Origin of the sequence: Kribbella ginsengisoli (genome assembly GCF_039537185.1) — a bacterium.
In the GTDB taxonomy this organism is placed as follows: domain Bacteria; phylum Actinomycetota; class Actinomycetes; order Propionibacteriales; family Kribbellaceae; genus Kribbella; species Kribbella koreensis.
In genome coordinates this window covers 59,935-78,025 of sequence record NZ_BAABAA010000005.1, presented here as the reverse complement: position 1 = coordinate 78,025, position 18,091 = coordinate 59,935, and the positions used below count along the sequence as shown (strand labels likewise).

Sequence of the window (18,091 nt, the reverse complement as noted above, 5' to 3'; positions counted from 1 at the left end):
CCTTCAATCGCTTGTTTGACACCTCCAACGTAGGAGGTTCAGCGCGCGCGAAACACCCTTTCGAGACTGCTGGAAATGTTGTCGCGGAAGGTTCAGCCGTTGAGCAGCGTGATCAGAGCGGGGCGGTCCGGGAGGTTCTCGGGCCGGACGACATCGCCGGTACGGACGTAGTAGAACGCGGCGCCGACCTGCTCGACCGGGATGCCGAGGAGTTCGGCCCAGGCCACCCGATAGATGGCCAGCTGGAGCGGGTCGGCGGTCTCGCTGCGGCTGGTTTTCCAGTCGACGACGTCGTACCCGCGGGAGCCGTCGGGGCGGATCACCTGGTAGACGGCGTCGATCCGGCCGCGAACCATCCGGCCGCCGATCGCGAGGGCGAAGGGAGCCTCGATCTCGTACGGCATCTGCTCGCCGTACGGTCCGACGCGGAAGGCATCCATCAGCTCGGTCAGGTCGGTGTCGTCGACGATGCCCTCGTCGGCCGCCCCCGGCAGGTCATCCGGATCGAGCAGGAACTGCTGGCCGAAGTAGCTCTCCACCCACGCATGGAAGCGGGTGCCGAATCGCGCCGCCCGGTTGGGTTTCCGCGGCATCGGGCGAGCCAGGTCGGCCGCCAAGCCGTCCGGGTCCTTCGCCAGCCGCATCACCTGGGTCGCCGACAGCGAGGCCGGCAGCGCGACGTCGTACGCCTTCCGGCTCCGGCTTTCCCTTGCCTCCGACAACAATCGCTCCAGCTCGGAGTCCCACCGCGCGACCGTCGCCTGCTCGTCCAGCAGCAGCGAGTCCTCGGCCTCCTGCGACGGACCTTCCGCGCGCGACTGCTCGACCAGCGCCACCGATTCGAGCCGACGCTGGTACGCCGCTGCGTCGTACGGCGCGGGCCAGGGCGCGAGCTGCTGCTCGGCGAGCTCCGGGTTCTCCTCGTTGAGGTCAGGCTGCGGTGTCCAGTCGATGACCCGCTCCCCCGCGTGCTGCTTCAACGTCTCCAGGTACGACGAGGGCCCGCGCGGCCGCTTCTGCGTCGGCCCCCACCAGTGCCCGGTCGCGACCAGGATCTCCTTCGCGCGGGTGAAAGCGACGTACCCGAGACGCCTCTCCTCCAGCGCGTTGACGTCCTTGCACTCGTCCGCAAAAGCCTTCAGCCCAGCGTTCGACAGGTCGTGGAAGTCGGGCAGCGTGTCGGCGTCGCCGCGCAACGGCCACGGCAGCACCTTCGCGTTGGTCGTCCACTTGTCGCGGCCGCGATCCGACGGGAACACCTTGTTCACCAGGGTCGGTACGAACACGATCGGCCACTCGAGCCCCTTCGACCGGTGCGTGGTCAGCAGCTTCACCGAGTCCGCTTCACTCGGTACTGCGAGGTCGAGCCCCGCCGCGTACTCCTCCTCCGCCGCCAGATACGCCAGCAACCCGTCCAGCGACCCACTCGACTCCGTCGACACGAAGTTGCCCACGGCATCCAAGAACGCGGCCAGGTGATCGCGACGGCCGGAGTCGACGTGATCGGGTGTCGCGGTCAGCTCGACATCGAGCCCGATGGTGCTGATCACCCGGCGGACCAGGTCGAGCAACGGCTCGCCCGAGTGCGCACGCAATTCACGCAGCTCGGTCGACAACTCCCTGAACCGCTCCAGCGCCTCAGCCGAGTAACCCCACCCGGCCGGCCCCGGATCGTCGACGGCCTCAGCCAGCGAGATGACCTCGGTGGAGTCCATCCCCGCGACCGCCGCGTCGAGCGCCGCGACAAGATCATCCGCGGCCGGGCGATCACCGGCGTCGGCGAGCGTGCGGGAACGGTTGGCCAGCAAGGCGAGGTCGCGATGGCCGATCCGGTAGCGCGGACCGGTGAGGATCCGGAGCATTGCCGCGTTGGCGGTCAGATCGTTGACCGCTTGCAGAGTGGCGACGACGTCGACGACCTCGGGCAGCGCGAGCAGGCCACCCAGGCCGACCACCTCCACCGGGACCTTGCGCGCGATCAGCGCCTCGTGGACCGCGCTGAGGTCGGTGTTCGTGCGCATCAGGATGCCGATGTCCTTCCATCGGCGGTTCGGCATCTTGTGCGCGGCGACGATCGCGTCCGCGACCCACTCGATCTCCTTCGAGCGCGTCTCGAACAGGCCGACCGTGATCGCGCCCTCGGGTGCCTCGGGCGGCGCCTCCAGCGGGATCACACCGGGGTGTTGCTGGTAGAGCTCGGCCGCGTGCTGGTTGGCGGCCGCGAGGATTCGGCTGCCACAACGCCGGTTCACACTCAGGACGTACCGCTGGGCCGGCGTACCGTCCGCGTTCTTGAAGTGGTCGGGGAATTCGTCGAGGTTCGCGACCGAGGCGCCGCGCCAGCCGTAGATCGCCTGGCACGGGTCGCCGACCGCGGTGACGGGGTGACCGTCGACGCCGAACAGCGCGGTCAGCATCCGACGCTGCGAGACCGAAGTGTCCTGGTATTCGTCGAGCAGGACGACCTTGTACCGACCGCGCTCGATCACCGGGACCTCGGGACACTCCTCGGCCAGCCGGGCACCGAGCGCCATCTGGTCGGCGAAGTCGACGACACCACGCTCGCCCTTGTAGGCCTGGTATTCCTCGACGAGTTGCAGGATCTCGCCACGCTTCAGCGCCGTCTCGGCCAGCTTCTTCACCTCGACCGTCTGCTTGCGCGCCGCCGCGACCTCGGCCCGCACGGCCTCGTCATGAGCCCGTACTTCGTTCGCGCCGAGCAGGTGATCGGCCAGCTCACCGTCGAGGGCGAGCAGGCTGTTGACCAGCGTCGGCACGTGATGGGACGCGAATCGGATCGGCCCGTTGGACCGGCGTACGACCCGGCCGGCGAGCTGGAACCTGGTCGCGTCGGCAAGCACCCGGACGTCGGGCTCGAGGCCGAGTCGCAGGCCGTGCTCGGCGATGAGCGTGCCGGCGAAGGCGTGGTACGTCGAGACGACGGGCTCGCCCGGCTCCTCGGGCTCCCAGTTGGGGACGTTGCTGCGCAGGTGCGCGGCGAGGATCGGGTGCTGGTCGCGCGGCAGGGTGGAGCCGAGCACGCCGGCCTTGGTGAGGTCGTCGCGGATCCGTACGTCGAGCTCGTTGGCGGCCTTCTTGGTGAAGGTCAGCCCCAGTACTTCCTCCGGCTGGACCTGTCCGGTGCAGATCAGCCAGACGACGCGTGCCGCCATCGCCGTCGTCTTGCCCGACCCGGCACCGGCCACGATCACGCCCGGTGCGAGCGGCGCCGTGATCGCCTGCAGCTGCTGATCACTGAACGGAATCCCGAGCAGATCACACAGCTCAGCAGTCGTCTCCAGCTTCGCTCTCATCGGACGACCTCCAAGCCTTGGCAGTTGGCGCGCATCAGCCGGCCGGCCGGTCGTCGCAGGTTGGCGCGCATCAGACGATCTCCCGGCCTTCGGGCTGGATGGGGCAGAGGCCGCGGACGTCGCAGCGGTCGCAACCGGCGTTGCGCTTGGCGATGAACTCCTCCGAGCGGACCATCGACTCGGCGTCCTCGACCGCCTCGTCCAGCCAGGTCCGGCCGTCCTCGTCAGCCTCCAGCGGAGCCTGTCCTTGGACCTTCGGGAGCCCGACGTCGTCGTGCCGCAACTGGACCAGCTCGGCGCCACCACTGCGCGGCTCCTCGCCCAGCTTCTTCATCTGCCGGGACTCGATCGCGCGCTGGTAGATCGCCAGCTGGACGTGCCGCTCCAACGCCGGTTTGGTCGGCATGTTGCGGCCGGTCTTCAGGTCGACCACCCGGATCGCACCGTCGCCGTCCTGCTCCAACCGGTCCATCCGGCCCTTGACCCGAACCGCGGGCTTGTCCTCGTCCGGCAGCAGTACGTCGAACTCCACCTCGGTGCCGAGCAGCGTCCGGTCCGGCCGCCCCTGGTGCCACGCGACGAACCGCCGCAACGCCTGCTCCGCCTCGACCCGCTCCCGATCGGAGATCCAGGACGACTCGAACTCGAGCTGCGTCCACACCTTGTCGAGCCAGCCGTTCAGCTCGTCGATGTCGGGCGGCAGCGTCCCGGTCGCGACGGCGTCGGCGAGCGTGTGGAGCACCATGCCGAAGCCGATGGCCGAAGTACTGGGTGTCTCGCCGCCTGCCCGACGCTGCAGGAACCAGCGCAGCGGACAGTCGACGATCGTCGTCAGCGCGCTCCCGGACAACGGCACCGGCAACTCGGGGTCGGTGATCGGACGCTCCGACTTGGTCCGCTCGCGCACGCCCCACCAGCGTTGCGGGTCGGCGGTCGGGACCAGCGCGTACTCCCGGTCGTCGACGGCATCGGCGAGCTGCGCCAACCGGTCGGCCGCGACTCGCTTCAAGGCGGGCGACGAGGCCGGGTCGGCCAGTACGCAACGAAGGTCGGCCACCAGACCGGGCAGCGACAAGGGTCGACGCGGCCGTCCGGCCACCAACTTCAAAGGAATGTCGAGCTCAGCAAGCAATCGGGAAGGCTGATCGCCGTCGGCCTCGGGGGCTTGGACGGCTGTCACGATCAGCCGCTCCCGGGCTCTCGTGATCGCCACGTAGAAGAGCCGTCTCTCCTCCGCGAGCATGGCCCCGGCCGACAGCGGATCCACCAGACCGTCGGGCCCGAGCCGATCCGGTTCCAGCAACGAACCGCGTCGGCGCAGATCGGGCCACTGCCCTTCCTGCACGCTCGCGACGACGACCAGCCGCCACTGCAGTCCCTTCGACCGGTGCGCGGTCATCAGCTGGACCCCGGCCTCCCGGTACGTCGCGTCGAAGCGGTTGTCGCCGGCGATGTCCAGCGCCTCCAGCTCGGCGAGGAACGTCGACACGCCCTTGAACCCGATCTGCTCCTCGGCCCGGCTCGCAGTGTCGAACAGTGCGCAGAGCGAGTCGAGGTCGCGGTTCGCAGTACGGGCTACCTCGCCGCCGCTGTTCGCCTGGCCTCGCAGGCGTCTGAGCCAGGGGGACTCCGACCAGAGTGACCACATCACCTCGTCGGGGGCGGCACCTGCCGTCACGATGTTTCTTGCCTTGAGCAACCTTTCGCCGAGGGCGACGAACCGGGCTTCGGCGGGCGAGGCCTGCTCGTCGAGCAGCAGGGGGTTCATCAGTGCTTCGCGGAGCAGGTCGTCGGATGAGCGCGGCAGCCGCTGGCCACCGGCTGCCTCACGGTCGCGCTTGCGGAGTACGCGCGCGAGGCGGCGCAACTGGCCGGCATCCATCGCGCCGAGCGGTGACAAGGCGAGAGCGCGGACGACGTCGACCGTCAACGTGGCCGGGTCGGCGACGGCTCTCAGCGCCAGCAGCATCGGCCGCACTGCGGGCTCGCGCGACAGCGGCAACTCGTCGCCGGCGACGTCGACGGGGATGCCCGCGGCGGCCAGAGCGCGACGCAACGGTGGGATCGACCAGCTGCCCGACCTGACCAGCACCGCCATCTCGTGCCAGCCGACGCCGTCCTGCACGTGGGCGCGACGGAGGATGTCGGCGATGTGCTCCAATTCGGCGCCGCTGGTCGAGTACAGGTTGGCCTCGACCTTGCCGGGGCCGTAGACGCAGGAGCTCGCGTCGGGGTTGCGGAAGCGCTCGAAGGTGTCGCGGTCGAGGGTGCCAGGGACGCCGAGGCGGTTGACGACGTTGCGCGAGACGCGCTGCAGGGTGGTGCCGAACCGGCGGGTGGTGGCCAGCGCGATCTGGGCTGCTTCGGCGCCTTCCGTAGTACGGAACTCGTCTGTGAAGCGGAGCAGGCCGCGGACGTCGGCGCCGCGGAACGTGTAGATGGACTGGTCCGGATCGCCGACCACGACGAGGTCGCGGCCGTCGCCGGCGATCGCCTGGAGCAGCTTGGTCTGGCCGGGGTCGGTGTCCTGGTACTCGTCGACGAAGACGGCCTTGAACTCCTCGCGGAGCCGCGCCTTCACGTGCGGCTGCTCGGCCAGGATGACCGCGCGGTGGATCAGCTCGGAGTAGTCCAGCACCTGCTCGTGGTCGAGGATCTGCAGGTACTCCTCGAAGAAGTCACCGACCGCGACCCACTCGGGCCGGCTGGCCGAATGCCCGATCGCGGACAGATCCTCCGGGTCGAGCCCGAGCTGCCGCGCCTTGCCGATGACGGCCTGTACTTCCTCGGTGAACCCGCGCGTCTTCAGCGCCGGATGCAGACTGGCCGGCCACTTCGTCACCCCGACCTCACGACTACCTTCGAGCGACTCGCTGAGCCTCAGTGTCTGCTCGGGACCCGATGGCAGCCGGAGCGGTACATCGAACGCGTCCGCCGGCGTGAACCGCCGCAGCAACGCATAGCAAAACGAATGAAAGGTCATCGACGGCATCGCCCGGGTAGTCCGCCCGAGCCGAGCCGTGATCCGGTCCCTGAGCTCGGTCGCCGCCTTCCGCCCGAAGGTCAGCACCAGAACCTCATCAGGCTTCAGCCCACGATTCCCCACCCGATCGACAACGGCCTCGACCAGCGTCGTCGTCTTCCCCGTCCCCGGCCCCGCCAGCACCAGCAACGGCCCACTCCCGTGCTCCACCACGGCCCGCTGATCAGCATCCAGCACCGGCGCCTCGGTGACCCGAGCCTGATGCCCGTCCCCCCGAACCAGCCGATACCTGGAACCCGTTCTACTGACCATCCCCCCATCCCACCAGACCCCACCGACAAATCCGAGTCGGCACTCGTTCGGCACCGCGATCCGCCGATTCGATTGCTTCGACAGTTTCTGATGTTTCGGATAGCCTCTGAGTGAGAGGAGTTTGACATGGCGATCAGCAAGAACAGCAAGACCACCTCCGGACCAGCCACCAAGGCCAAAGCGGCAGGCGCCCGCAAGCATGCGGCATCCGCTGACCAGCCCAACCGCAGCAGAGGGAGCACCGCTGGTACTGCGAAGTCCGTGGCAGGCCGACCTGCCACGGACAAGAAGGCAGCTCATCGGCCGCCCCACGAACCGCCTGCTGGAGATGGACGAGAGCGCCGAGAACACTTGGTGGTCTCGGTGCTGCCACCGAACAACAAGCAGCTCCGCGAGGTCGAAGAGCTCATCAACCGGGGCGCCTCGGTCACGATCGTCCAGGGCAAGAGCAGCGTGAAGGTCACCGGCAACACGCTGGCCGCGCTACGTCAGATCATCGCCACACTCGGAGCCGGTCCACTCAGGATGATCGTCGACGAGAGCCAGGACCCCGAAATCTCCAGCCAGGAGGCCGCCGACCTCCTCAACGTCTCACGGCCCTACGTCATCAAGATCGCCCGCGAGGGTCAGCTCGCACACCGACTGGTCGGCAACCGCCACCGCTTCCTACTCTCCGACGTCGAGGCCTTCCGCCAAGCCCAGCGCCGCATCAGCGAGCGAGCCCTCGCGGCGATTGTTCCCGAAGGCGGCTACGTGGACGGGGACTTCTGACCGATGTCCAAGGTCTGTTCAGAGCGCCCGGTCGGCGTCCTCGACGCGTGCGTACTGATTCCATCCGGCCTCCGAGATGTACTGCTCTCCTGTGCGCGGGAGGAGGCGTTCAAACCTATCTGGCAGGACGAGATCCTCGATGAGATCCGACGAAACTCGATCGACCTGCTGAAGACTCGCTCCGGTTTGAGCGACGGCGATGCCACCGCCGTCGCGACGCATGTGCTCGAACAGATGGACGTGGCGTTCCCCGACGCGTGCCAGCCTCCTGCCAGCTGGATACCGTTGGTACCTGGCCTTGCGTGCGACCAGAAAGACCGCCATGTGCTCGCCGTCGCGATCGGCACGGAAGCGACTCATCTGGTGACGGAGAACGCACGCGACTTCCCTCCCACGTCTGTGCCACCAGGTCTGGCCGTTGTACAGCCCGACAGATTCCTGCTGGATCTCCTGGAAACGGTGCCCAACCAGGTCGTGGGTGCGATGGAGAGGCTGTCCCGCCGCCTTCGCCAACCGAGGAAGACCGTCTTCGAACTGGCGGAAGATATGGCGAAGGGCAGACTCGTTCCAGGGTTCGGCGATGAGCTGGGGAGGATCCTCACCGACGGGATGCCCTGAACGGCGACCGATCTCTTACTGCTCTTCGGGGTTCCAGCGGACTTCGCGGAGGTTGACTTTGCCGTTGGTTACCCGGACGCCGTCGCCGCGGAGGAGTTGGATTTGTTGGTCGACTACCTCGTCGGCGGGGATGCCGCTGGCTCGGATGACTCGCCACCAGCCGACGGCTCCGCCGTACTCGCGCATGACGGCGCCGACCTGACGCGGGCCGCCCTGACCGACGTACTCGGCGATGTCTCCGTACGTCGCTACCCGGCCGGGTGGGATCGACTCCACGGCCACCAGCACGGCCTCTACGTACTCCTCCCGATCCACGCGCCTACGTTATCCGGCGGCGCCGGCGACGGGCCAGCTCAGGTTGCGGTCGCGCCGTCAGGACCGGGCATCGGCCGGTGGCTCGCTCGGGGCGTCGATCACGACGTACAGGCTGGTGATCTGATTGTCGCGGACCAGGAGCACGTCGCGGCCTGAAACGATCGGTGGCTGTCCGGTGGGGCCCAGCGTCCAGGCGTAGGTGACGAGATCCTGAGCGACCTGGATGGGTCCGGAGCGGGACAGTGCCGTGCCGGGAAGCTGCCCTTGGAGGGCGGAGATCGCTTCTTCCATTCCGGCGTGGCCTTCATGTGCGCTGTCGGGTTCTCCGATGAAGACGTCCGGTGAGTACGTGGCCGAGATCAGCTGGTCCCGGGCGGCCCCGGCCGGGGAGTTCCAAGTGTTGAGGTGGGTTTCGACGAGCTTCTCGAGCGAGGTCATGTGGTCCGTTCCTTCGTGGTACTCGTACCGTGACGGCACGAGATCGGTCATGGTTGTCTTTCTGCGGTCAGACCATCGGGTGTCCGTTGACCGACTCCGCCGACGGCACCTCGCTCTGGACGACGTCCCAGTGCTCGACGATGCGGCCGTTCTCGAGTCTGAAGATGTCGACGATGATCGCCGGCTCCGGCGCCCAGCCGAGCACCCTGCTGTGGGTCATCACCAGGTCGCCCTGGGCCGCGATGCGAGCAGGGGTCCAGGAGAACCCCTCGAGTCGAGGGGCGACCGTCCGAAGTCCTTCCAGCCCGTCGGGCATGGTGGGGTTGTGCTGGATGTAGGGCTCGGCCCAGTAGCGGTCCACGGCGGTCGGATCCTTCTCCGCGAAGAGCTCGCGCATAGCCCTGAGCACGATCTCCGTGTTGCGCTTCTCGAGCGAGCCGGCATCGGTCGTGTCGTTCATCAGGCCTCCTGGATGGCGCCGACGAAGCGGTGGAGCCGGCCCTCGACGGTGATGTTCGAGTAGAGCTTGCCGGTGCCGAAATCCTCGAGGTGCGACACGGTCGCTCCGGTCGCCTCGCGCCAGGAGTTCAGGAAGACGCCCGGGCGGATCTCGTGCAGCTCGATCGAGACTTGTTCGGTGTGCCCGTCCGGGGCCAGGCCGCCGCCGTTCTCCACGACGAAGGTCGCCGAGTCGGTGCTGTCGAAGGTGTAGCGGATCCGCAGGGCGCCGAGATCGAATCTGAACGACTTGCCGACCGGGGTGAAGGACGCTGGCAGGGACACGGGGTGCTCCTTGGACTGGGTGGCCGGTGGGGCCACGTAGTGACTTGAACATTCAAGTCGCCTACAGTGTTCCGCGCAAGCCCTGTCCATTTCCGTGGGATCACCAGGCCGGATCGAGGAGCCGATGCTCAACGAGGCAGAGAGCCGCGCCTGGCGAAACGTGGCGATGATGCTCCACCTGGTGGAGACCATGCTCGAGCGGCAGGTGCAGCGGGAGGCGGGCATCTCGCACGCGCACTACAAGATCCTGGTGCTGCTGGGCGACTCTCCCGACCGCACCCTCCAACTCAAGGCGCTGGCGCAGACGCTGCAGTTCTCGATCAGCCGGATCTCTCATGCGGTGACCCGGCTCGAAGGGCTCGGCCTGGTTGTCCGCTCACCCGTGCCCCAGGTCGGCAAGGCCTTTCAGGCGACGGTGACGGCCGCCGGACTGGACGTTCTGCGCCGGGTGGCGCCGATCCAGTCGGAAGCGATCCGGCAGCAGATCTTCGGGCCGTTGAGCAGTGGCGAGGTCGAGCTGCTGGACCGGATCGCTGTCGCGATCGTCGGCGAACTGGCCGAGCCGGAGCGACCGTAGGCGGCTCAGGCGAGGGCTTTGGCGAGGGGCTCGAGGATGGTCGGTGGGGTGTCCAGGGGGAGGTTGAGGACTACCAGGTCTACGCCGGCGTCGCCGTACGCCGCGGCGGTGGTGATCGCGGTGTCGATGGCTTGGTCGAGGGGGACGTCGGGGTCTATGCGGACGTTGACCGAGCAGGTGATTTCGGAGACGTCTCGGCCCAGGTCTTCGCAGTGGGCGACGAGGATGTCCTTCAAGGGCTTCCACTCTTCGGGGGTGGCGACGATGACGTTCCAGTGCTGGGCCCAGCGGGCGACCGCGCGGAGGGTTCGCTTGGGGCCCTTGCCGCCGATGGTGATGGGTGGGTGGGGGGTTTGGACCGGCTTCGGTTCGCAGTACGCGTCGGTGAGTTTGACGTACTGGCCGTCGAAGTTGGCGACCTTCTCGGTGAGCAGGGCGATCAGCGCCTGGGTGCCCTCGTCGAAGCGGTCGAAGCGTTCCTTCAGCGGCGGGAGTTCGATCCCGTAGGCGTCGCACTCCATCTGGTTCCAGCCGGCGCCGATGCCGAGCTCGAGGCGGCCGCCGGAGATGATGTCGGTGGTGGCCGCCATGTTCGCCAGTACGGCGGGGTGGCGGTAGATCATCCCGGTGACCTGGCAGCCCACCCGGATCCGCTTGGTCGCCTGGGCGAGGGCGGCCAGCGTCGTCCAGGCCTCGAGGTTCGGGCCGGCCATGTCGCCGCTCAGCGGGTAGAAGTGGTCCCAGTGCCAGGCCGACTCGAAGACCTCGTACTCGTCGGCCGCGATCCACACGTCCCGCAACTGCTGCCAGCTCGTGTGCTCGGGCCTGGTCTTGATCGCGAACCGCATCCGCTGCCTCCTCGGTAAGGGTTTTCCACCCGGCAATCTACCTCAGCAAACCGGCGCCCCGGGGTCGTGGAAGACGGTGACCAGGGCGAACAGCTCGAACACCACGCCCGCCACCGCGGTGACGAACAGGACGGTGACGATCGCGCGGCGGTCGCGGCCGAACCAGCGGCCCAGCAAGACGATCGCGGCGAGGCCGGCGAGCACCCCGATCACGCTCAGTACGTCGACGCTCATCGGCAGCCCGAGCGACCCGTCGCAGGACGCCGAGCGCCGGCGTACCAACTCTGCTTCCGCATTCACGCAGAGCAGCGCGACCACCACCCCGGCCACCATCAGGCCGAACACCAGCAGCTGCCGACGCCGGCCGGACGATCCCCCCACCGGAGTGGTCAGTCCAGGCCGAGACGGGCCCGTACTTCGGGGCGACGCAGCGGCGGCACGGTTTGCGGAGGAACTCGGCGCTCCGGCATCTCCTCCAGGAGCGCCTCGGTGATCTTGGCAACCTCGGCTGCGGCGCGCTCGATCGGGCCGCGGGTGGTCGCGCTGAGCGAGCCGACGCCGGTCACCTTGCGCACGTACTGCAGCGCCGCCGCGTAGATCTCTTCCGAGGTCGCGGCCGGCTCAAGTCCACGAAGAACGGTGATGTTTCTGCACATGAGAAAACAGTACGTGCCGCCGGGGACAGCGAACCCAAAACGCTACGAGCTGTTGACTTACCTACGACCATTAGGTTTTCCTCTAGCTATGAGCACAGCAGCAGCCCCGGATCGCAGGTCGCGGCGCCGGCAGCAGACCATCGACGAGATCCTCGACGTCTCGGTGGCGCTGATGGAGACCGAGGGCGTCGCGGCGCTGAGCCTGTCCGCGGTGGCCCGGCGGCTCGGGATGCAACCACCGTCGCTCTACCAGTACTTCCCGTCGAAGCTCGCCATCTACGACGCCCTCTTCCAGCGCGGAGCCGAGCAGATCCGCGACGCCCAGCGAGAAGCCCGCGACGGCGCCGAACCCGCGGACCAACTGAGCGCCGCCATGAACGCCTTCAGCCGCTGGTGCATGGCCAACCAGGTGCTCACCCAACTGCTCTTCTGGCGACCGATTCCCGGCTTCGAGCCGTCACCGGAGGCATTCGCCCCGGCGGTCGAGGGCCTGGCGGACCTGAAGGCATTTCTCCAGCAGGAGGTCGACTCCGGGCAACTGGATCCGCGGGCGACCAGCGACGACGGCATCGCCCTGTTCACGGCGATGACCGCCGGCGTGCTGTCGCAGCAGATGGCCAACGAACCACAGGCGACGTTCGAGAACGGCCGGTTCATGAAGCTGATGCCGGTCGTGCTCGAGATGTTCTACCAGCGCTACCAACCAACCAGGGGGAAAGAGAAATGACCACCACAGCGACAGCCGCGCGGGACATCGCCCGCGCCGACCGGACCGCCGCCCGCCGTCACCGCGACGCCGAGGTAGCGGCCTGGGACGACCTGATGGCCAGCCTCGACGGCACCGACTGGCAACAACGCACGGTCTGCACCGAGTGGGACGTCGCCGACATCGTCGGCCACCTGTGCGGACAGGCCGAGGACGTCAACAAACCCTGGTCTTTCCCACTCCGCGACCGGCGCGCCCGGCGCGTCTACCCGACCACTCCGCTGCTCGACGCGCACATGATGATCCAGGCCGACGACCACCGCGGTACGCCGTACGACGTCCTGCAACAGCGCTTCGACAAGCTCTGGGCCAAAGCCACCAAGACGATCAGCCGCAACCCGGCGCTGATCCGCAGGATGCAGGTGACGATCGAGGGCATGCCCGGCTTCGACAAGCTGGATCTCGGCTACATCCAGGACATCCTGCTCGCCCGCGACCTGTGGATGCACCGCGACGACGTCTGCCAGGCGCTCGGCCGCGAGTTCGACGCCGGCCCGTACGCCGATGAGCTGGTGGCCCAGGTGATGCGCGACATCGTGGACGGCCCGTTCTGGTCCGGTACGCCGGTAGTCCTCACCCTCACCGGCCAGGGCGGCGGCACCTACCGCCTCGGGCAGGGCGACCCGATCGCCACCGTGAGCACCGACGCGGTCGGGTACATGCGCACCCTCTCCGGCCGCGACGACCAGCCGACCGTAGTACTGATCGACGGCGACCCAACCGGCGCCGAAGCCGTCGCCACCTGCCGCATGCCCTTCTGAACAAGCGCAGGGCGCTTGGCAGTACGGCTGGCTGGTTCTCGATAGAGGCGGTCGGGCCAGTGAAGTTCGTCCAGGCGAGCGTTGTCGCCGACGATCCGGCGATCTCGGCCTGGCTGCTCGCCACCTGCACCGGGCGCGCTCGTGAGCTGGGTGCAGAGAACGGGCATCCCGAGGTGATCGTCGAGGTCGGCATGTTCCGGGCGGACGACGTACTGCGCGAAATCGTCGCCGAGCAAGGCTTCGAGTTCGCTACGTCGTACCAGCGGATGCGGATCGACCACGCAGGCCCACTCCCCCTGCCCGAACCCCCAACGGGTACGACGATCCGCCAAGGTGCCCACGACGACCAGACCCGGCGGGCTTTCCACGCGATGATGACCAAGGCGTTCGCCGGCCAGGACAGTGCCGCGCTCGCGCCGTACGCCGAATGGCTCGAAACCCACGAGAAGCGCGACGGATTCGACTGGTCGCAACTGACGATGGTCGAGCGCGACGGCCGGGTCATCGCCGGCAGCGACTGCAACCACGCCTTCGTCGAGACCGACAACTGCGGCTACGTCGGCCGCCTCGGCGTACTCCCCGAAGCCCGCGGACTCGGCCTGGCGAAGTACCTCCTCCGCCGCTGGCAACGGACTCTGGCCAGCAAATGAAATGCCCCGCCCCACAAAGGGGCGGGGCAGGGAGCTCAGTAAGCGGGCTGCGACGGGTCGATCTGGTCGACCCAGGCGACCACGCCGCCGCCGACGTGGACCGCGTTGGCGAAGCCGGCGGCCTTGGCGATAGCCAGGACCTCCGCCGAGCGGACGCCGGACTTGCAGTGGAAGACCAGCTGCTTGTCCTGCGGGAGCTTCTCCAGCGCGGCACCGGTCAGGAACTGGTCCTTGGGGATCAGCACCGAGCCCGGGATCCGGTTGATCTCGTACTCGTTCGGCTCGCGGACGTCGATCAGCTGGAAGTCCTTCTCGCCGTTGTCCTTGAGCTTGATCCACTCGCTCAGCGTCTTCACCGAGATGGTCGAGCCGACGGCCGCGTCGGCCGCTTCCTCGGTCAGTGCGCCGCAGAAGTTCTCGTAGTCGATCAGCTCGGTGACGGTCGGGTTCTCGCCGCAGATCGCGCAGTTCGGGTCCTTGCGGACCTTCAGCGCGCGCCAGTTCAGGTCGAGCGCCTCGTAGATGTTCAGCCGGCCGAGCGACACGTCGCCGATGCCGGTGAGCAGCTTGATCGCCTCGGTCACCTGGGCGGCGCCGACCGACGCGCACAGCACGCCCAGTACGCCGCCTTCGGCGCAGGACGGGACCATGCCGGGTGGCGGCGGCTCGGGGTACAGGCAGCGGTAGCAGGGACCGTGCTCCGCCCAGAAGACACTGATCTGGCCGTCGAAGCGGAAGATCGAGCCCCAGACGTAGGGCTTGCCGAGCAGTACCGCGGCGTCGTTCACCAGGTACCGGGTGGCGAAGTTGTCGGTGCCGTCGACGATCAGGTCGTACTGCTCGAAGATCTCGAACACGTTGTCGTTGTCGAGGCGGACCTCGTGCAGGACGACGTTCGTGTTCGGGTTGGTCTCCAGGATCGACTCGCGCGCCGACTGGGCCTTGGACTTCCCGACGTCGGACTGGCCGTGGATGATCTGGCGCTGCAGGTTCGACTCGTCGACGGTGTCGAACTCGACGATGCCGAGCGTTCCGACCCCGGCCGCGGCCAGGTAGAGCAGCGCGGGGCTGCCCAGGCCGCCGGCGCCGATCACCAGCACCTTGGCGTTCTTCAGCCGCTTCTGGCCGGCCATCCCGACCTCGGGAATGATCAGGTGCCGTGAATACCGGCGGACCTCGTCGATGGTCAGCTCGTCGGCCGGCTCGACCAGCGGTGGCAGCTGTGGCACGTGACACTCCTCGTCAGCGGGAAACTTCGCGGAACTCCGGTTACAACCCCTCGTTCCTCCTCCATGTTCCCGCACGACTCCAGCGCACCCCCGCCGGGTCCGCATGGCGGACCCCGCGTCTCATATTTCAGCCCTGGACAGACCGAAAGGCGACGTCCACCCTTTGGGAGGTGGTGGACGCCGCCGGATCAGGTGGAGCAGCTGTCAGTCGTTGTCGGTGATCGTCGCCTTGATCAGCGCGGGCACCAAGTAGTCGACGCCTTCGACGCTGGTCAGGTTGACCGAGAAGGTCTCGGCCGGTTCCTTGACGTGATCGTCGATCAGCTTGACCTCGATGTCGGCCGTCGTCTTGCCGGGCTCGATCTGCCCGTAGACGGAGGTGTCGGGCGGGTTCTGGGTGCCGTCGTCGTCCAGGGTCGTGAAGTCCTTGCGGATCACGGCCGTGCCGTCCTTCAGGTCACCACCGAGCCAGACGTACTTGTCGCTCGGCGCCGACAGCTTCAGCGGGAACTTGATCGTGCCCGCGTTCTCGGCCGCCGTCGGCGACCCGATCGTCAGGGTCGGCGTCGGGTCGTCGTCGATCACCTCGGCATTGCCGATCGACTGGCCGAGCAGCGCGTCGTGCGGTACGGACAGCACCAGGCCGAAGGGGGTGTCGTAGCTGTCCCGGGTGTTGCCGGTGACCGCCACGGTGACCTTCTGCTTGGTCTGGCCCGGCTTGAAGACCAGGTGCTTGGCGATCGAGGCGACCGCCGGGGAGTCGCTGTTCGACTCGGCGTACACGCTGACCGGGCGGATGCTCGGCCGCGACAGCGTCACCCAGAAGTCGAGGTTCTTGACGCCCGAGTTGCCCTCCGCGACCTTGCCGACGTTGGACGCCGACACCTGCGGCAGCTTCGACGGCGCCGACACTCCCAGACCAGGGGTCGCGAACGCCAGGTCGCTGACGAACACCGAGCCGGTCGCGACCTTGTCGGTCGCCAGCTCGATCGCCCGGACGTCGCGCAGGTCGATGCCCTTCAGCGAGCTGGTCGGGATCCGTACCGTCCGCAGCAGGTTCTTCGGCAGACCGCTGTCGTGCGCTCCCGGCATCCGCAGCAGCGCGTCGCTGACCGCTGACACCGGTACTACGGCCTTGCGGCCATGCCCGTCGACCACCCGGACGCTCAGATCCGTCTTGGGCGCACCCGACGGGTCGGGAGTCGCCCGGAACGTCAGCGCGGAGTACCGGCGGACATCCCGCTGGTACGCGCTGAGCTTGATCCGTACGACGCCGGTCTTGCCGGTCCAGGTGAGCTTGGTGACCGCCGTGGTCGGCGTCTTCGAGGCGAGGTACGCCGTCACCCAGTGCGGCGAGTCCGAGCCGTTGTCGGTCTTGAGGCAAGTGGCGACAGCAGCCGCACGTTGCGTGGCCTCGTCGACCCCGCCACACACTGTCGCCTTGGCGCTCCCCGTGACCGAGCCCTTCGGCAGCGCCGCGTCGAGCTTGCTGATGTCCCGCCGAGTCGCCACCGGAGCCTGCGACACGACCCGGGTGACAGCCTTGCCGATCGAGGCGGGGTGCGCGTTCGAGCCGTCGAGCAGCGGGAGCAGCTTCGTCTCGTGGCCGAGCTGCAACCGGAAGAAGCCGGCCACGTACGCCGTACCGACGGCCTGCTGCTGCTTCGGCGTCAACCGGCCCGCGTACTTGGCTCCGCACGGTGCGGCCTTGTCGTTGTCGCTGTACCAGTCGTCGTTCGACGGCGCCACCGACTGGCCCGGGGTCCACTCGGTGTTGAAGAAGTTGTGGTTCGCGCCGAGGACCGTGACGGTCGAGCGGGTCGCGGCGTCACCGGTCACGGAGTACCGGGTGTCGTCGTAGAACTTCTGCCCCTGCAGATCGGAGACGTCGCCGTCGCAGTACGGCAGGATGACGCTCATCGCGACGCCGGGCACCGTGGCCCGGGCGAAGTCGGTCGGGGCGAGTGGCAGCACCGCGCGGATCCCGTACTTCCCGCCGCGATCGGCGTTGAGCACTGCCGCGCGAGCGACGCCCTCGCCACCTCGCGAGTGACCCATCAGGCCGACGTTGTTCAGGTCGACCTTGCCGACGAACTTCTTGCCGAACGGCCCGCCGCCGACCGTGGACCACTTCTTCCACAGGTCGAGGTGGTCGAGGATCAGCTCGGCCCGGGCCTGCGCGCCGGTGTCGAAGACGCCGCCGTCGTAGGCGTTGATCGCGTTCGCGCTGATCGAGACGACCTGGTAGCCGTTGCTCGCGAGCGCCTTCGCCGGGCCGTCGTAGCCCCGGTAGCTCGGGATCGCCTTCTCGCCCTTGGCACACGGCCACGGGTTGGCCGGCTCATCGGTCGGAGTGCCGTAGCAGACCGAGTGCCGGCCGTGCAGGAAGATCACCAGCGGCCGGGCGCCGACGGCACCCTTGGGCGAATAGACCTTGCCGACGACCTCTGACTTCTGGCCGAGACCCGGCAGGTAGACCGCCTGGTCACCCAGGTTGTACTCCGCGGTCTCGACGGCATATTTGCCGGTGGCACCGGGATCGACGGCCAGCTTCGGGCCGAGCGGTGCCTTCAGCCAGTCCTTGTCGGTGGTCACGCCACCGGCCAGGCTCTTGCCTTTCTTCCCGTCGTTGCGGCCGAGATCCCCCGACCAGACCAGCTCGACGTTCTTTGCTTGCAGCAACGTCGGATCCGGGCTGACCAGCGAGACGGTGCGCTGGTCAGCAGACTGCTTGGCCACCCCCACCGGTTCGCCGTTCACCGCGATCAGCGGCAGCGCGTTGCGCATCGGCGCCGGCGTGTCCAGCCGCAACGTCACCTCGTACCCGTCACCTACCGGGCGCACTGTCCAATTCTTGCCTTGGGCAACTGATTGCCCTGGTTCCGGCGGCGCTGCGTGCGCAAGCCCCACCGGGGAAAGCAGCGCTCCACCGAGCAGCGCGACAGCCATCCCCGCTCTTCCGAATACCCGCACAGCGGTCCTCTCGTCAGCAGACAGATCACCTCGACTGACTCCCGGCTTTGGCGGCAGGTTGTCGGATTCGGCGAAATCGGCCGAAGATCATCCCTGG

General features: G+C 68.0%; 17 protein-coding genes. 6 read left to right on the top strand and 11 right to left on the bottom strand.

What is annotated here, in order from left to right:
* Positions 1-92: 92 nt before the first annotated feature.
* Together ABD768_RS19095 and ABD768_RS19090 are read right to left on the bottom strand one after the other, a co-directional pair.
* Positions 93-3,314 (bottom strand): ATP-dependent helicase, encoded by a 3,222-nt coding sequence (locus ABD768_RS19095; protein WP_344842339.1) that lies wholly within the window; start codon positions 3,312-3,314, stop codon positions 93-95.
* A 70-nt stretch (positions 3,315-3,384) separates the two neighbouring features.
* Positions 3,385-6,609 carry an ATP-dependent helicase gene (locus ABD768_RS19090; RefSeq protein ID WP_344842337.1) on the bottom strand — a complete coding sequence of 1,075 codons (3,225 nt, stop codon included), beginning with the start codon at positions 6,607-6,609 and terminating at the stop codon, positions 3,385-3,387.
* Positions 6,610-6,735: 126 nt separating this feature from the next.
* Between ABD768_RS19090 and ABD768_RS19085 the strand changes: the two genes are divergently transcribed.
* On the top strand, positions 6,736-7,380 hold the full coding sequence (locus ABD768_RS19085; RefSeq protein WP_344842334.1) for a helix-turn-helix domain-containing protein: 645 nt from the start codon (positions 6,736-6,738) through the stop codon (positions 7,378-7,380).
* Between the two features lie 3 nt (positions 7,381-7,383).
* Complete coding sequence (locus tag ABD768_RS19080) at positions 7,384-7,998, top strand: PIN domain-containing protein (RefSeq protein ID WP_344842331.1); 615 nt, start codon at positions 7,384-7,386, stop codon at positions 7,996-7,998.
* Between the two features lie 15 nt (positions 7,999-8,013).
* On the opposite strand, the gene ABD768_RS19075 is transcribed toward ABD768_RS19080, so the two are convergent.
* From ABD768_RS19075 to ABD768_RS19060, 4 genes are read right to left on the bottom strand one after another with little or no spacing between them, the layout of a single operon-like run.
* Positions 8,014-8,313: an MGMT family protein gene (locus tag ABD768_RS19075; RefSeq protein ID WP_344842328.1), complete on the bottom strand. Its 300-nt coding sequence runs from the start codon at positions 8,311-8,313 to the stop codon at positions 8,014-8,016.
* Between the two features lie 57 nt (positions 8,314-8,370).
* The gene (locus ABD768_RS19070; protein WP_344842326.1) at positions 8,371-8,802 is read right to left on the bottom strand and encodes a hypothetical protein; all 432 of its coding nucleotides are present in this window, start codon (positions 8,800-8,802) and stop codon (positions 8,371-8,373) included.
* Between the two features lie 16 nt (positions 8,803-8,818).
* Positions 8,819-9,211 (bottom strand): nuclear transport factor 2 family protein, encoded by a 393-nt coding sequence (locus ABD768_RS19065; protein ID WP_343982929.1) that lies wholly within the window; start codon positions 9,209-9,211, stop codon positions 8,819-8,821.
* The gene (locus ABD768_RS19060; protein WP_343982926.1) at positions 9,211-9,534 is read right to left on the bottom strand and encodes a MoaF-related domain-containing protein; all 324 of its coding nucleotides are present in this window, start codon (positions 9,532-9,534) and stop codon (positions 9,211-9,213) included. The genes ABD768_RS19065 and ABD768_RS19060 overlap by 1 nt, the downstream gene beginning before the upstream one ends.
* Positions 9,535-9,658: 124 nt before the next feature.
* Here ABD768_RS19060 and ABD768_RS19055 point away from each other — a divergent pair, with 124 nt between their 5' ends.
* Positions 9,659-10,111 carry a MarR family winged helix-turn-helix transcriptional regulator gene (locus tag ABD768_RS19055; RefSeq protein WP_344842321.1) on the top strand — a complete coding sequence of 151 codons (453 nt, stop codon included), beginning with the start codon at positions 9,659-9,661 and terminating at the stop codon, positions 10,109-10,111.
* Positions 10,112-10,116: 5 nt separating this feature from the next.
* On the opposite strand, the gene ABD768_RS19050 is transcribed toward ABD768_RS19055, so the two are convergent.
* The 3 genes from ABD768_RS19050 to ABD768_RS19040 are packed head-to-tail and all read right to left on the bottom strand — an operon-like array spanning position 10,117 to position 11,615.
* The gene (locus tag ABD768_RS19050; RefSeq protein ID WP_343982920.1) at positions 10,117-10,959 is read right to left on the bottom strand and encodes an LLM class F420-dependent oxidoreductase; all 843 of its coding nucleotides are present in this window, start codon (positions 10,957-10,959) and stop codon (positions 10,117-10,119) included.
* A 42-nt stretch (positions 10,960-11,001) separates the two neighbouring features.
* Positions 11,002-11,340 carry a hypothetical protein gene (locus ABD768_RS19045; protein WP_344842317.1) on the bottom strand — a complete coding sequence of 113 codons (339 nt, stop codon included), beginning with the start codon at positions 11,338-11,340 and terminating at the stop codon, positions 11,002-11,004.
* 8 nt (positions 11,341-11,348) lie between these two features.
* A complete protein-coding gene (locus ABD768_RS19040; RefSeq protein WP_020385754.1) occupies positions 11,349-11,615 on the bottom strand; it encodes a DUF2277 domain-containing protein in 267 nt (88 codons plus the stop codon).
* An 88-nt stretch (positions 11,616-11,703) separates the two neighbouring features.
* Between ABD768_RS19040 and ABD768_RS19035 the strand changes: the two genes are divergently transcribed.
* From ABD768_RS19035 to ABD768_RS19025, 3 genes are read left to right on the top strand one after another with little or no spacing between them, the layout of a single operon-like run.
* On the top strand, positions 11,704-12,342 hold the full coding sequence (locus ABD768_RS19035) for a TetR/AcrR family transcriptional regulator (protein WP_344842314.1): 639 nt from the start codon (positions 11,704-11,706) through the stop codon (positions 12,340-12,342).
* Positions 12,339-13,142: a maleylpyruvate isomerase family mycothiol-dependent enzyme gene (locus ABD768_RS19030; protein WP_344842310.1), complete on the top strand. Its 804-nt coding sequence runs from the start codon at positions 12,339-12,341 to the stop codon at positions 13,140-13,142. The genes ABD768_RS19035 and ABD768_RS19030 overlap by 4 nt, the downstream gene beginning before the upstream one ends.
* A gap of 59 nt (positions 13,143-13,201) precedes the next feature.
* Positions 13,202-13,792 (top strand): GNAT family N-acetyltransferase, encoded by a 591-nt coding sequence (locus tag ABD768_RS19025; protein WP_344842307.1) that lies wholly within the window; start codon positions 13,202-13,204, stop codon positions 13,790-13,792.
* Between the two features lie 35 nt (positions 13,793-13,827).
* On the opposite strand, the gene moeZ is transcribed toward ABD768_RS19025, so the two are convergent.
* Both moeZ and ABD768_RS19015 read right to left on the bottom strand, forming a co-directional pair.
* Complete coding sequence (moeZ, locus tag ABD768_RS19020; RefSeq protein ID WP_425558436.1) at positions 13,828-15,021, bottom strand: adenylyltransferase/sulfurtransferase MoeZ; 1,194 nt, start codon at positions 15,019-15,021, stop codon at positions 13,828-13,830.
* Between the two features lie 204 nt (positions 15,022-15,225).
* Entirely contained in the window at positions 15,226-17,865 is a 2,640-nt protein-coding gene (locus ABD768_RS19015) for a Calx-beta domain-containing protein (protein WP_344842305.1), read from the bottom strand.
* Positions 17,866-18,091 lie beyond the last annotated feature (226 nt).

Bases quoted from the DNA above. Each gene is read 5' to 3' on its own strand.
- ABD768_RS19035 (WP_344842314.1), top strand. From the start codon at position 11,704: ATGAGCACAGCAGCAGCCCCGGATCGCAGGTCGCGGCGCCGGCAGCAG.
- ABD768_RS19055 (WP_344842321.1), top strand. From the start codon at position 9,659: ATGCTCAACGAGGCAGAGAGCCGCGCCTGGCGAAACGTGGCGATGATG.
- ABD768_RS19030 (WP_344842310.1), top strand. From the start codon at position 12,339: ATGACCACCACAGCGACAGCCGCGCGGGACATCGCCCGCGCCGACCGG.
- ABD768_RS19040 (WP_020385754.1), bottom strand. From the start codon at position 11,615: ATGTGCAGAAACATCACCGTTCTTCGTGGACTTGAGCCGGCCGCGACC.
- ABD768_RS19095 (WP_344842339.1), bottom strand. From the start codon at position 3,314: ATGAGAGCGAAGCTGGAGACGACTGCTGAGCTGTGTGATCTGCTCGGG.
- ABD768_RS19070 (WP_344842326.1), bottom strand. From the start codon at position 8,802: ATGACCGATCTCGTGCCGTCACGGTACGAGTACCACGAAGGAACGGAC.
- ABD768_RS19080 (WP_344842331.1), top strand. From the start codon at position 7,384: ATGTCCAAGGTCTGTTCAGAGCGCCCGGTCGGCGTCCTCGACGCGTGC.
- ABD768_RS19050 (WP_343982920.1), bottom strand. From the start codon at position 10,959: ATGCGGTTCGCGATCAAGACCAGGCCCGAGCACACGAGCTGGCAGCAG.
- ABD768_RS19085 (WP_344842334.1), top strand. From the start codon at position 6,736: ATGGCGATCAGCAAGAACAGCAAGACCACCTCCGGACCAGCCACCAAG.
- ABD768_RS19065 (WP_343982929.1), bottom strand. From the start codon at position 9,211: ATGAACGACACGACCGATGCCGGCTCGCTCGAGAAGCGCAACACGGAG.
- ABD768_RS19090 (WP_344842337.1), bottom strand. From the start codon at position 6,609: ATGGTCAGTAGAACGGGTTCCAGGTATCGGCTGGTTCGGGGGGACGGG.